Here is a 12,055-nt window from a genome sequence, read left to right as displayed (position 1 = left end):
CCGGGGCCACCATCGCCGCACCGCTTCCACGGTGGTGTCCGGTCCGGTGTTGAAGCAGAGCACCGATTCCGGGGAGTGAGTGCGTGCTATGTTGACCAGCTTCTCGAAGAGCGGGGTCATCGACGGCTCAAGGCGGACGCCGCCACCGATCACGATGATGTCGTAGTGCTTGCGGCGGACGGCGGCGCGGAACTCCTCCTCGGCCGACGCGCTTCGATCGAGAAGGCAAGTCTCGAAACCCAGGCCCATGTGGGCGAGCTCGGCGGCGGCCCGGTCCAGGCCGGCCTGCACCTCGGCTGCGTCGACCTTGGGGAAGGCTTCGCTGGGTGCCGTAGGGTCACCGACGACACGTGGATCGAGTCCGACATTCAATACTGTGCTCATTCGCAATTCCTTTCGGACAGGCTGCGTCTGCCGTGGCAAAGATCATTACTTCGAGTCCATTTTGCCCAGTGGGTCGCCGGCAAGGGCGGCCCGGGTGGTGTGCCAAGCGGTGTCGTCGAGGCCGAGCACGGTGCGCAGGTACGCCTGCGCGCATGAAGGGGAACAGCTGGGCCGTGAGCGCGCTGAGGTCGGGGCCGCCGGTTCCGGGCAGGCAGAGCACGACGGCTGCCTTGACGCGCTGGTCGGTCCTGCTCTGCCCGGGCAGGCCGTCGGCGTCGGGGACCCGCACACCCACGACGGTGCTCGCGATTTGCGCGCTCCACGAGAGCCCGGCGACCGCGACGCGCTCGTGGTCGCCGTGTCCGGTCAGCCCGGGCACGGTGGCTTCGATGGTGTCGAGCTGGCCGATCACGTGAGTCAGGTCGTCGGTGCGGCTGCGCCACGTGAGCGGGGTGCGCGGGTAGTCGGCCGGCGCGCCCCGCGAGTCGAGGTGGGTGGGCTGGACAACGACGAACCCGTGTACGGCCCAGAAGCGGTTAGCCGCTCGTGGTCGTCCGTCGTCGGTGTCATGCCGTGCGAGAAGACGACGACCGGCAGGTCATCGCCGCGCCCGGGGGCGTCCAGGGGCACCGGCTTGGCCGACTGACCGGGGACGGGCTGTCGTTCATGGAGTCCCTCTTCGACGTCTGCGTTGATCCGCCATGCTCGAATGCGGAGCGCCGTTCCACATCAAGATACGGAACTCTGCTTCAACCTGCAAACGTGAAGGTGGGGCGCTAGGTCCTCGCTGACATCCGCCGGTCAGAGATGACCGGCCCGAGCGCGAACTTGTCGACGTCGGAGGTTGCCTGGATTCAGTGATCGGCGTGGTCGAGCATGTCTGGCGACACACCGGCCGCGGCGTACGTGATACGTCTAGCTGGCGAAGCCTGGGCAAGTGCCGACGCAAAATCTAACCGGCGCTCCATCGGCACCGGCGGACGCAAGACCGGCCCGTTCTACACCGCCCGCCGCACCTTGTACCGGAGCCGCGCTGCTCACCGACAAGCAGCGCGACCCGGCTCACCTGGTTGTTCGCTGACGATGCACACGTCGAGGTCGAGGTCGCCTGGCGCATCTGCCAACAGATGATCGCCGCCTACCGTGAACCCCGTCCGGACAAAGGGGCGCGAACCGATGGGTCAGGTTCATCGACTCGATCAGCGCCGCCGTGCCCAACGCGCTCGCCTACTTCGACCGCCCCGGCACATCCAACGACCCCACCGAAGCTATCAACGGACGACTCGAACATCTCCGCGGCTCCGCACTCGGATTCCGCAACTCGACCGATTACATCGCAAGGTCGCTCCTCGAGACCGGAGGATTCCAGGCCTGACTACACCCTCGATCGTGAAGAGCCCAGAAACGCCAGTACCCAGCTCGGCCCTGTTCCCGTTGGTTTCCTACGGGGCTCGGCCCGCGCTGGCGTGGCCGCTCCCGCGGTGTGCTCGCACTGCGCGGGCCCCCGCTGCACTTCAAGCAACGCTTGGCGGCATGCCGGGTTGTCGGCCTTGGTGATCTGACCTTGGACCATCTTGCGTTCTGCAGCGCGGGTATGTGGCCGGTGACGCCCCATGCGCCCGTCATGCCGGTCGGCGGGACCGGCGGTCGGCGTTGAGGTGGCCGGTCAGCCGTTCCCAGTTGCCGGATCCTATGGCGGCCTTCTCCTCCTCGGTGAAGGGTGCGTTCTCGAGGAACGACCTGGCGATGCCGCCGCTGGTGTCCAGGTAGGGGAAGCCGCCGGGCCGGGTGCCGAAGGTGTACGGGTAGTCGGTCGAGTAGAGCATGCGGTCGGTTCCGACGACCTCGGCGGTCCAGCGCAGGTAGCGCTCGCTGACCGTACCGCTGCCGGCCACCCAGAAGTTCTGACGGAAGTAGTCGGCCAACGGCCGCTGCAACCTGGCCATCTCCCCCAGGAAGCCGACGTGATCGAGGTAGAACAGCACGACCTCGCCCCAGTGCCCGGCGATCACTTGCAGCCCGGGGTGACGGTCGAACACCCCGGAGAAGATCATCCGCAGGTACTGCACACCCAGGTCGTAGTACCAGCCGAGCCCGGCGGTCGCCAATGCCGCCCCCACCCCGTTGGGCAGTCCCGAGTAATACGCCGCTTGGACCGCACGCACCGGCGCCTGGGGGTGGAAGTGCAAGGGGACGTGAAGCCGTTCGGCGGCTCCGTAGAGGTCGTCGAACTGCGGCGCGTCGGCCAGTGCGTCGCCGGTGCGGCCATACAGCATCGCACCGCGGAAGCCGAGTCCGGTGACCGCGCGCTCCAACTCTTCGACGGCGGCTTCGGGCGAGGACGTCGGGATGGCGGCGAATGCCTGGAACCGCGAGGGATTGGCGTCGACGATCGCGGCGAGCGCGTCGTTGGCCTCGCGCGCGACGCGCACGGCATCGGCCGGCGGGAGGTTCTGCACCCCCGGAGTGGCCAGGGACAGCACCGCGACGTCGATGCCCTGCTCGTCCATGTCGGCCAAGCGTTCATCGCCGACATCGCACAGCCTTCGCGTGACCGGGTGGTCGTCGGGGTAGACGTTCGGCCGGACTCCCGCCGCCGCCCACGCGTCGAGCAGAACGGGCAGGACCACGTGTTCCTCAAGGCCGACGATACGCAGCTTGTCGCTCATGTCAGCAACTCCTCAACTGGTGTTTCCAACGATACTCGAATCATGGTATCACCGAAAACATCAGTGGAAGCAAGTACTCGATATCATTGACACATGGTTGATGGATCGGAGGACGCACAGGTCGCGGCACGCGAGGTGTCCCGACAGCGGCTTGTCGAGGTGGCGGCGGACCTGCTCGCGCGCGAGGGACGCGAGGCGGTCACCACCAGGGCGGTCGCGGCCGCCGCCGGGGTACAGGCCCCAGCGATCTACCGCCTGTTCGGCGACAAGGACGGGCTGCTCGACGCGGTGGCCGAACACGGCTACGCCACCTTCCTCGCGGCCAAACACGCCGACGCCCGTCCGGAGGATCCCGTCGAGGACCTGCGCACGGGCTGGGACCTCGCCGTCGAGTTCGGGCTCGCCAATCCCGAGCTGTACACGCTGATGTACGGCGAACCCAGGCGCGGCACGGACTCGGCCGCCTTCCGAGCCGGCATGGAGATCCTGCTCGATCGCATCCACCGCCTCGCCAGCAGCGGCCTGCTGCGCGTCGGCGAGGAACTCGCCGCCTCTCTCATCCACGCGACCGCCCGCGGAGCAGTGCTCACCTGGCTATCACTCCCCCGCGATCAACGCGACCCCGCCCTCCTGACCGCCCTCCGGGAAGCGATGATCACCGCCGTCACCCTCGAGGAACCCGCCGTACGCGACGCAAGCCCCGCCTCTGCCGCCCGGGCGCTGCGCGCCCTTCTGCCCGAACAAACAACGCTCAGCAGTGCGGAACAACACCTGCTGAGTGAGTGGCTCGACCGCCTCACCGCCGACCACCACAAGGACCGCTGACCCGGCCTCCACGGCCCGCGCGTTTCCGGCGGGGAAGTCCGGCGCAGGACCACAGCACCAAGAGACACGTTATTCGGCAGTGGCCGATCTTCGTTGAACGACAACCATACTGCCTGCAAAGACTGATCCCGGCCGGGCGGGCGGAAAACCTCGCCACCGCCGCCCGCACGACACGCCCGTCGCGACACATCACAACGTGAATCGCGTTACATCGGTGTCAATGGCTACGGACTTTCGTCTGATCGCCCACGACAAGGGCGCAGACAAAGAGGATGAGGATGGCCCCACCAACGAGTCGAGGACTTCGAGGCGAAACGGTCCATCGTTTGCGCAGGAGTGTCACCGCCGACGACCAGTGGGGTGCGCATCACTGCGAACGGAGTACGTGGGCAGCACGGCACCACACCGATCACGACCACGACATGTGACGGCGACGAACACGACACGGCGAGCGGCGTTGGCGCGATCGGCCACCACTGTGGCGCGTTGTGTCACTGCCCGATGAATCGCAGCTCCTTATGCTTCTCGCGGAGCAAAGATCCGTAAGGAGCAATCACAATGTGGTCGACCAAGGACATCCCGGAGCAACGTGGACGAGTAGCGGTGGTGACCGGCGCGAACGGGGGCCTCGGACTGGCGACAGCCACCGCGCTCGCCGCACGTGGCGCTCACGTCGTCGTGGCGGCGCGCGACCGGTGGAAGGCCGACCAGGCCGGTGAACGGATCCGAGCGGCGCACCCGCGAGCCTCGGTCGAGATCGTCCCGCTCGACCTGGCGTCCCTGAAGTCCGTGCGCAGCGCTGCCGCGGACATACTGACGAGGCATTCCCGAGTGGACCTGCTGATCAACAACGCCGGCGTGATGGCGGTGCCCGAAAGCGTGACGGCCGACGGGTTCGAAACCCAGTTCGCCGTCAACCACCTAGGGCACTGGGTGCTCACCGCTGGGCTGCTCCCCGCTCTGGTGCGCACCCCTGGAGCCCGCGTAGTGACCCTAACCAGCACCGCACAGCACTCCGGCCGCGCGGTGACCGACGGCCGGTACCTTGGCCGGCCCTACACGCCCTGGCGCGCCTACGACACGTCCAAGCTCGCCAACCGCCATTTCGCCCAGGGGCTCGACCGCCAGTTCCGCGCAGCAGGCATCTCCGCCAGGGCGCTGACCGCTCACCCCGGGTTCACCAACTCCGACCTGTTCGACACGACGCGGGCGGCCGGCGCGGCCGGGGTGCGCGGCAAGGTCCTCCGCTCCGTGGCGCGTTCGATCGGCATGGACACCGAACACGGCGTGCTGAGCCAGCTCCGCGCCGCGACCGATCCGGACGCCGAAGGGGGCACCATGTACGGCCCGCGCTGGGTGGTCACCGGCCCGCCCGTCGCCCGCAGGCTGATCCGGCCCGGCGCCGACCGGGCCATCGGCCGGTTGTGGCAGATGTCCCGGCGCCTCACCGGCGTCGACGTTGACGTGGCCGGTGCTCTCGCCGAGTCGGTCAGCCGCGACGCATGACCGCGGGCAAGTTCTACCTGGGCTCCGGGACGGTGGCGATGTTCGCCGATCTCGGCATCGAAACCGGCTCTGTCCTGCGGACGGCGGGACTGCCGGAGGATCTGCTGCTGCAGGGGCAGACGGCCCTCACTCCCGCGCAGTTCTACCGGTGCTGGACCGCGGTGGAACAGGTGTCGGGCGATCCCGCGCTCGCTGCGCGGCTGGCCGCGCAGTTGCGCGTGGAGACCTTCCAGCCACTCGTCTTCGCCGCTCTGTGCAGCCCCGACCTGCGTCGTGCGGCGGAGCGCATCGCCCTCTACAAGCGCCTCCTCGGGCCACAACTGGTCACACTGGACGGCGGCGCCGACCGGCTGACCCTCACCATGCGCTGGCCGGTACGTCCACCGCCTCCCAGCGGCCTGATCGCGTACGAACTCGCGTTCTGGGTCGCGCTCGCGAGACTCGGTACCCGGAAGCGGATCGTCCCGTTGCGGGTCACGGCACCGGAGCCACCCCACCGCGATGCGGTGGACGCATGGCAAGAGTACCTCGGTGTTCCCGTCGAATCCGGTACGACAGCGGCGGTGACCTTCGCCGGAACCGACACCACGACGCCGTTCCTGACCTCCAACGCGCAGATGTGGCAGGTCTTCGAACCCGACCTGCGCCGCCGGCTCGCCGACCTGGACCAGGCCGAGTCCACCGCCCACCGTGTTCGTGCCGTGCTGGTCGAGCTGCTGCCCGCCGGCAACCACACGGCAGCGGGCGTCGCCAAGCGGCTGGCGCTCAGCACCAGGACTTTGCAACGGCGGCTCGCCGAGGAGCACACGAGTTTCCAGGCGGTACTCGACGAGACCAGACACGCACTGGCCCGTCACTACCTCGAACAGCAGGAGATCTCCGTCACCGAGATCGCGCTCCTGCTCGGTTACGACGAATCGCGCTCGTTCTACCGAGCTTTCCGGGCCTGGTCCGGAACCACACCGCACCGAGTCCGCACCACCGAGGAGACATTGAAATGATCAAGTTGACCATCGTGCTGCGACGCCGGAGCGGCCTCACCCACGACGAGTTCGTGGAGTACCACCGCGACCGGCACGCGCCGCTGTTCAAGTCGGTCGAAGCGGTGCGCGACAACGTCCGCCGCTACGTCCAGCAGCACACCCTGACACCGGACACCCCCGGTCTGCCGGTCAGGGGAGACGTCGACGGCCTCACCGAACTGTGGTTCGACGACCAGCACGCGCTCGAACGAGTTTTCGGTGACGCTGAGTACCTGGCCCTCGTCCGGCCGGACGAAGCCAAATTCCTGGACCTGGACCGCACTGAGTGCTTCCTGACCGAAGAATGGACCGGATGTGCTTGAGTAACAATTCGTTCTCCTCGTCACGAGCAGCGGGCGGCCGCGTGTGCCACTCGTGATAGCCGGAACGGGAAACCTTCAACACCCGGCAGGCCACCGCGACATCAATACCGTCGTCGGCTAACTCGCGGACCAGCGGGTAGATTACTTTGGGAGGATGTTTTCCCGGGCGAAATAGGCCGCTGCCCGTTTGAGGATCTCGTTCTCCAGCTCGAGCTGCCGGTTCTTCTTCCGCAGCTCGGCCAGTTCCTTCTTCTCCGCACTGGTCAGCCGCGCCGAACTACCGTTCTCATCGGCGTCCGCCTGGGCCATCCAGTTCCGCAGACACGACTCGCTGATGCCCAGGTCCTTCGCCAGCGCGGCGACCGGTTTGTCGCCCAGACGGGCCAACTCGACGGCGCGCTGACGGAACTCAGGCGGGTGTGGTGCAGGCACCGCAACATCCTCCCCGGTGACCGACGGTCACCTCAGGTCAGGTGTCCGGGCCACGGGGCCAAGCTCAGCGAGTTCGGAGCGGATGGTGCGCGCGAGCTTGACGAACTCGGGTATCCGGCATCGTGTCGCCCAGGACAGCCAGTGTTGTAATGCTTCCTTTCCGTCTTCGCCGCCGACGGCGAAGACGTGCCACCTCCGCGACTACCGGCTGGGGCTGAAGAACCACCACGAGGGCGAGGACGAGCTGCTGTGGCCGCCGCTGCTGTCCCGGGATTGCCTTGGCCAATCGGGTGGTGGCCTCGGGTTCCGGCTGCGCTCTGGTGATCCGGATCCAGTTGCCGCCCGGGTCGATGACCGCGAAGCCGGTGTAGCGGTCGTTGCGCAGCCGGGGTCGCGTCATCCGCGGGATGCCGGAGATGAGCAGCTTCCCGTGCCTTTTGCGCATAGCCGCCGCGAATTGCTCGAACAACCCGTGGATGTCCGGCACGACCACGATGCACGTGCTGTAGGACTGCGCCGGGTCGTAGCCGTCCATGCCGAAGAAGTGCAGGTTGATGTCTTCCCGTCGCACCGACAGGTACGGGTTCGGCCGCGTCTGCCGGTAGGTCACCTCGAAGCCGAGCATCTCGTAGAACGACGCGATCTCGTCGATGGAAGGACAGGGCAGGGCCGGAATCGTCAGTTCGTTCGCCATCGCTCGAAGCTAAGGCCGGACCGGTCGAAACGACACGGAGGTATTTGCGCAAGCGAACACGATCTGCCGTACGAGGGTGACCGCATGTCGCTGGTGGGGAGGGGCGTCGAACAAGCGCGGATTCGGCGCCTGCTGGCGGATGCGCGCGACGAGCGCAGTGGCGCGCTGGGGTTGCGGTGCGCTGCGGGCATCGGGAAACGGTCCTCCTCGACCACGCCGTGTCGGTCGCCGAAGCCGAGGGCATGCGGGTGGTTCGCGCGGCGGGGGTCGAGTCCGACTCCGAGCTCGCGTACGGCGGTCCGCGCCAACTCCTGTTCCCGCACTTGGACCGGTTGGACCCTCTGCCCGCTCCCCAGGCCAGGGCTTTGCGTTGCGCGTTCGGCCTGTCCGAAGGAGACGACGCCAACCGGTTCCTGATCTCCGCTCGACCAAGGGTTAATGGAGGCGCTGTTGTTCGCGGCCCGCCGCTTCGTGGCCGACCCCATCGCGGTGCTGTTCGCGGTGCGCGAGACGTCGTGCCGTTCGAGATCGCGGGCCTCGAGGTCATCGAGCTGTCCGGCCTGGCCGCGCCCGAGGCCGCCCGGCTGCTCGACGACCACGCGCCGGAACTCGCCGAGCGGCTGCGGGCCAGGGTGCTCGTGGAGTCTGTCGCCGCGGGCGGCCTGCTGCCCCCGTCGAGCGCGACCACGGTGGACTACTCCGGGGACAGCCCCGTGGTCACCCCGGGCCCGTTCACCGAGGCCGACGAGTACCTGGGCGGCTTCTGGATCATCGAGGCCGACAACGACGACGTCGCCATCGAATGGACCAAGCAGGTCTCGAAGGCGCTGCGGAGCCGGATCGAGGTCCGCGCCCTCCAGGAGGAGCCCGCCGCCTGACGGCGCTGCGGCGGCCCTGGTCCTGGGGCCGGGGTCGCCTCCTACCGCGTCGGCGCGGGATCCGGCGCCATCGAGTAGGCCTGCCGCCGGGCGAGGATGTCGTCCAGGCGTGAGCCGACTTCGGCGCAGTTCGCGCGGACGATGTCCAGGAACGCGGCGAGCACCGGTGAGTCGTCGGCCGCGCGGAAGGACAGTTGCAGGTCCGGCAGGCGGAAGCGCGGGGCGACGTCGCAGAACCACACGTCCTTGCGGGTGACCAGCCGCATCCGGGCCGGGCCGAGGCCCACGCCGACGCCGCAGGCCGCGAGGCCGATGATCGTGTGGACGTCCCGCGACCGGGTGGCGGCGTCCAGCGCCGTGGTGTCCGCACCGAACAGGCTGCGCAGGTGAGCGGCGACCGCGGGCTCCTGTTCGGGCGCCGACATGATCAGCTGCTCGGCCGCCAGCTGTTCGAGCCGGATCTCCGCGCGGCCGGCGAAGGGGTGGGCGACCCCGACCACGGCGACCAGGTGATCGGCGCCGATCGGCACGGTCACCAGCCCGTCGACCCCGGCGCCCCGGGGCGCGCCGCGCCCGACCGCGACGTCGAGGTCGCCCGCGACGAGGGCCGCGGTCCCGTCCGGGCTGTTCATCTCCCGCAGGTCGAGCCGGACGTCCGGCCGCGCTTTGCGGAAGCGGCCCAGCACGCCGGGCAGCGGGTCGAGCAACGCCGAGCCGATGAACCCCATCCGCAGCTGACCGGTTTCGCCGCGCGCCGCGCGGCCGGCCTCGACCGCGGCGGCGGTCATCTCGCTCAGCGCACGCCGCGCCCGGGCGAGGAACGCGGTGCCGGCGGCGGTCGGGAACACGCCGCGGGGCGTGCGGTCGAACAGCCGCTCACCGATCTCGCGTTCGACGGCCGCGATCTGCGTGGACAGCGGCGGCTGCGCGATCCCGAGTGCGGCGGCCGCCCGGCCGAAGTGCTGGTGCTCGGCCAGGGCCAGGGCGTACCGGAGGTGTCGCACTTCCATACACACAAGATATCGCGCCGGTCTGATCCAGATATGAAAGTGGATGACCGTCACGGCGACGCGGTGGAGTGGACCTCGTTCCCACTTCCGTCGAAAGGACGTCATGAACGAGACCACCGCCTGCGTGTTCGTCCACGGTGCCTGGCACTCCTCGCTGCACTGGGCCGCGACCCAGCGCGCGCTGGCCGCCTCCGGCGTGCCCAGCGTGGCCGTGGACCTGCCCGGGCACGGCATCACCGCGCCGACACCGTCCGGGTACCTGCAGCCGGGCCAGCCGGGCCTGACCAGCGAACCGTCCGCGCTCACCGGGCTCACCACCGGCGTGCTCGTCGACGCGCTGATCGCCGACCTCGCCGAGGTGCGCCGCCGGTTCGCGCGGGTGGTCCTCGTCGCGCACAGCGCGGGCGGCGGCCCGGCTTCGGCCGCGATCGAGCGGCACCCGGAGCTGGCCGACCACGTGGTGTACCTGTCGGCGTTCGTGCCCGCGGGCCGGCCACGCTTCGTGGACTACGTCGCCGCGCCGGAGAACGCCGATGCTGTCCAGGTGCCGCGGGCCGGTGACCCCGAGGTGATCGGCGCGTTCCGGATCAACCCGCTCTCCCCGGATCCGTCCGAAGTGGAGGTGATCCGGCGGGCGTTCCTCAACGACTGGCCCGCGGACCGCCCCGGCTGGCGCCTCACGCTGCACCCCGACGAACCCCTGGTGTCGCTGGCCGGGGAGTTCCCGGTCACCGCCGCACGGTGGGGCCGCGTGCCGCGCAGCTACATCCGGCTGACCGGCGACCTCGCGTTGCCGCCGGTCACGCAGGACCTGATGATCGCCGAAGCCGACCGCGTGACACCGGACAACCGGTTCACGGTGCATTCCCTGCCCGGCGGGCACTCGCCGTTCCTGACCCGGCCCGGCGAGCTCGCCGAACTCCTCGGCCGGATCGCGAAGCAGGCATGAGGCCCGCCGCTCAGGCCGTGCTGCTGTCGGGGACGTTCGTCCAGCTGATGAGCGTCACCGTCATGCAGCTGGCCGTGCCGCGCATCCGCCACGACCTCGCCGCCGGCTCGGGCGCGGGGCAGCTCGCCCTGGCCGGCTACACGCTCACCTACGCCTGCGCGCTGATCACCGCGGCGCGGCTCGGCGACCGGTTCGGCTACCGGCGGCTGTTCGTCGCCGGCACGGCCGTGTTCACGCTGGCGTCGCTGGCCGCGGCCGCCGCGCCGGACGTGGAGTGGCTGGTGGCCGCCAGGCTGGTGCAAGGGGCGGGCAGCGGTCTGGTGGCGCCGCAGATCCTGTCGCTGATCCAGAACGCGGTGCCCGCGGACCGGCGGGCGGCAGTGCTGGGCCGGTACGGGGCGACGATGGCGATCGCCTCGCTGGCCGGGCCGTTGTGCTGCGGCGTCCTGCTGCACTTCGACCCGTTCGGGGCCGGCTGGCGGGTCGCGCTGGCGCTGCCGGTTCCGGTCGGGATCGCCGCGCTGGCCTTGTTCCGGGTGCTGCCCGCGGGGCGCGGGCCGGTGGGCGCGAGCCGGGTGGACCCGGTCGGCGCGGTGTTGTCCCTGGCGGGACTGGTCCTGCTCGTGCTGCCGCTGACCCTCGGCGAGGACGCGGCCTGGCCGGTGTGGACGTGGGTCAGCCTGGTGGTGGCGCTGGGCTTGCTCGGCGCCTTCGCCGCGTCACAACGGCGAGTGCGGCACCCGTTGGTGCACCCGGACGCGCTGGCGGCGACGACGACCCGCTGGGGCATCGGGGCGGTGCTGCTGTTCAACGCCGGGATTCCGTCGTTCAGCCTGCTGCTCTCCCTGTACCTGCAGGGCGAGCTGCACCGGGACCCGCTGGTGACAGCGTTGACGGTCGCGCCGTACGCGGTCGGCGCGCTGCTGGGCAGCGGGGTCGCCGAAGCCGCGGCGCGCCGGTTCGGCGCCGTCGCGCTGGCCGCCGCGTCCGCCGGGCTCGCCGTGGTGTCGCTGCTCGTCATCCCGGCGCTGCCGGCGCCGGCGCCGGTGCTGTGGGTAGTGCTGGCCGCGGGAGGTTTCGCGTTCGGCGTCTTCACCGCCTCGGCGTTTTCCCTGGTGCTGCACCGGGTCCCGGCGGGCGCGGCCAGTTCGGTGTCCGGGCTGTTGCCCACCGCGCAGCAGCTCGGCGGCACGGTCGGGGTGGCGCTGGCCGGAGTCGTCTACACCGCGGGGGCGATGGGCTCGGCGATGGTCTACGAGGCCGTCGTGTTCCTGCTCGCCGCCCTGGCCACCGCACGGCTGGGTTCGCGGCGCCCGGCTGCCACTGAGCGGCAACCGCCGCTTGGTGTGGGCTGAGCGGAGTG

12 protein-coding genes and 1 pseudogene are annotated in these 12,055 nt (G+C 69.7%); 8 read left to right on the top strand and 5 right to left on the bottom strand.

From position 1 onward, the window contains the following. The coding region (locus AMY39116_RS42585; RefSeq protein WP_039791354.1) for a hypothetical protein at positions 1–384 on the bottom strand (384 nt) is incomplete at its 3' end. A 903-nt stretch (positions 385–1,287) separates the two neighbouring features. Here AMY39116_RS42585 and AMY39116_RS46000 point away from each other — a divergent pair. Further along, a pseudogene (locus tag AMY39116_RS46000) lies at positions 1,288–1,759 on the top strand (transposase); the annotation flags it as partial. A gap of 247 nt (positions 1,760–2,006) precedes the next feature. Here AMY39116_RS46000 and AMY39116_RS0309005 read toward each other — a convergent pair. After that, entirely contained in the window at positions 2,007–3,053 is a 1,047-nt protein-coding gene (locus AMY39116_RS0309005; protein WP_020417364.1) for an amidohydrolase family protein, read from the bottom strand. A gap of 93 nt (positions 3,054–3,146) precedes the next feature. Here AMY39116_RS0309005 and AMY39116_RS0309000 point away from each other — a divergent pair, with 93 nt between their 5' ends. From AMY39116_RS0309000 to AMY39116_RS0308985, 4 genes are all read left to right on the top strand, one after another. Continuing rightward, a complete protein-coding gene (locus AMY39116_RS0309000) occupies positions 3,147–3,878 on the top strand; it encodes a TetR/AcrR family transcriptional regulator (protein WP_020417363.1) in 732 nt (243 codons plus the stop codon). Positions 3,879–4,436: 558 nt separating this feature from the next. After that, complete coding sequence (locus AMY39116_RS0308995; protein WP_039791314.1) at positions 4,437–5,384, top strand: oxidoreductase; 948 nt, start codon at positions 4,437–4,439, stop codon at positions 5,382–5,384. Beyond that, positions 5,381–6,385, top strand: coding sequence for an AraC family transcriptional regulator (locus AMY39116_RS0308990; RefSeq protein ID WP_020417361.1), 1,005 nt, complete (start codon positions 5,381–5,383; stop codon positions 6,383–6,385). Before AMY39116_RS0308995 ends, AMY39116_RS0308990 begins: the two co-directional genes overlap by 4 nt. After that, complete coding sequence (locus AMY39116_RS0308985) at positions 6,382–6,729, top strand: EthD domain-containing protein (RefSeq protein ID WP_020417360.1); 348 nt, start codon at positions 6,382–6,384, stop codon at positions 6,727–6,729. The genes AMY39116_RS0308990 and AMY39116_RS0308985 overlap by 4 nt, the downstream gene beginning before the upstream one ends. A gap of 141 nt (positions 6,730–6,870) precedes the next feature. On the opposite strand, the gene AMY39116_RS0308980 is transcribed toward AMY39116_RS0308985, so the two are convergent. After that, complete coding sequence (locus tag AMY39116_RS0308980; protein ID WP_027935500.1) at positions 6,871–7,161, bottom strand: transposase; 291 nt, start codon at positions 7,159–7,161, stop codon at positions 6,871–6,873. 64 nt (positions 7,162–7,225) lie between these two features. After that, complete coding sequence (locus AMY39116_RS48080; protein WP_020417359.1) at positions 7,226–7,855, bottom strand: hypothetical protein; 630 nt, start codon at positions 7,853–7,855, stop codon at positions 7,226–7,228. A 515-nt stretch (positions 7,856–8,370) separates the two neighbouring features. Between AMY39116_RS48080 and AMY39116_RS45300 the strand changes: the two genes are divergently transcribed. Continuing rightward, the gene (locus AMY39116_RS45300) at positions 8,371–8,733 is read left to right on the top strand and encodes a YciI family protein (RefSeq protein WP_020417358.1); all 363 of its coding nucleotides are present in this window, start codon (positions 8,371–8,373) and stop codon (positions 8,731–8,733) included. A gap of 41 nt (positions 8,734–8,774) precedes the next feature. Here the strand turns inward: AMY39116_RS45300 and AMY39116_RS0308965 are convergent, their stop codons facing one another. Then, positions 8,775–9,743, bottom strand: a complete 969-nt coding sequence (locus tag AMY39116_RS0308965) for a LysR family transcriptional regulator (protein WP_020417357.1) — start codon at positions 9,741–9,743, stop codon at positions 8,775–8,777. A 103-nt stretch (positions 9,744–9,846) separates the two neighbouring features. Here AMY39116_RS0308965 and AMY39116_RS0308960 point away from each other — a divergent pair, with 103 nt between their 5' ends. Together AMY39116_RS0308960 and AMY39116_RS42570 are read left to right on the top strand one after the other, a co-directional pair. Then, positions 9,847–10,692 carry an alpha/beta hydrolase gene (locus tag AMY39116_RS0308960; protein ID WP_020417356.1) on the top strand — a complete coding sequence of 282 codons (846 nt, stop codon included), beginning with the start codon at positions 9,847–9,849 and terminating at the stop codon, positions 10,690–10,692. Continuing rightward, the gene (locus tag AMY39116_RS42570) at positions 10,689–12,047 is read left to right on the top strand and encodes an MFS transporter (protein ID WP_051123499.1); all 1,359 of its coding nucleotides are present in this window, start codon (positions 10,689–10,691) and stop codon (positions 12,045–12,047) included. The genes AMY39116_RS0308960 and AMY39116_RS42570 overlap by 4 nt, the downstream gene beginning before the upstream one ends. Positions 12,048–12,055 lie beyond the last annotated feature (8 nt).

Origin of the sequence: Amycolatopsis sp. ATCC 39116 (assembly GCF_000231075.2) — a bacterium.
In the GTDB taxonomy this organism is placed as follows: Bacteria; Actinomycetota; Actinomycetes; order Mycobacteriales; family Pseudonocardiaceae; genus Amycolatopsis_E; species Amycolatopsis_E tucumanensis.
Note: the sequence above shows the minus strand (reverse complement) of the source record. Positions and strands in the feature narration are given on the sequence as shown.